General features: G+C 62.8%; 1 protein-coding gene. It reads right to left on the reverse strand.

All coding sequences use genetic code 11. The annotated features are described in order from the left end of the window. Positions 1-35: 35 nt before the first annotated feature. Positions 36-465 (reverse strand): ABC transporter ATP-binding protein (locus CHM34_RS18420; RefSeq protein WP_369126367.1); only part of this gene is annotated, 430 nt, incomplete at its 5' end.

Below are 465 nucleotides of genomic sequence, written 5' to 3' on the forward strand. Positions count from 1 at the left end.
CTTTGCAACAACGTTCATCTGAGAACCCGCCTTTGTCAGGCCGCGTCTTCGAACTGCGCGTAGCCGGACTCTTCCAGCTCCAGCGCCAGTTCCTTGCCGCCGCTCTTCACCACCCGGCCCTTCGACATCACGTGCACGACGTCGGGCACGATGTAGTTGAGCAACCGCTGGTAGTGGGTAATCACGACCATGGCGCGCTCCGGCGAGCGCAGCGCGTTGACGCCGTCGGCTGCGATCCGCAGCGCATCGATGTCGAGGCCCGAATCCATTTCATCGAGGATGCAGACAGCCGGCTCGAACAGCGCCATCTGAAGAATCTCGTTGCGCTTCTTCTCGCCGCCGGAGAAGCCGACATTGACGCCGCGCTTCAGCATGTCCTGCGGAATGTTGAGCGACTTGGCCACTTCGCGGACCTTCTTCAGGAAGGCCGGCGACGACATCTCCTCCTCGCCGCGCGCCTTGCGC

This window comes from Paludifilum halophilum, assembly GCF_002245355.1.
Taxonomy (GTDB): Bacteria; Bacillota; Bacilli; order Thermoactinomycetales; family DSM-45169; genus Paludifilum; species Paludifilum halophilum.